General features: G+C 43.8%; 1 pseudogene. It reads left to right on the forward strand.

Going from position 1 to position 393, the window contains the following annotated elements:
• Positions 1-13: 13 nt before the first annotated feature.
• Positions 14-393 (forward strand): annotated as a pseudogene (locus B3O33_RS13345) (TonB-dependent siderophore receptor); the annotation flags it as partial.

Here is a 393-nt window from a genome sequence, read left to right on the forward strand (position 1 = left end):
CAAAGACTATCAAATGACCGACATAATGGTTAAAGCCGGTGCTGAACTGGCTGGCAATCAAAGCCTCGGCGTAAAATACTCATTTTATGAAAATAAAGCCAACATTTCCTACCGTGGATTACTGTTGGATGATTACAAGTCGGGCAGAACATATAACCCCGCGCCAGATGATTACTTTTTGAGAGATCGTAAAGCTTTTGACGTTAACCATGAATTACGCATAAACGAAAATGCCACTCTGAATACACTCCTGTATTGGAGCGAAGTTACTCGTGATTACTGGCGTTATGATGTTGATACAGCAGCCTCGAATGTTGCTGGTCGTTGGGTTTACACTGACACACTGACAGGTAATAAGCGTAGCTTCGAGCGCTACGGAGCGGAAACTCGACT

Source organism: Methylophaga sp. UBA1464 (genome assembly GCF_002325665.1).
Classification (GTDB): Bacteria; Pseudomonadota; Gammaproteobacteria; order Nitrosococcales; family Methylophagaceae; genus Methylophaga.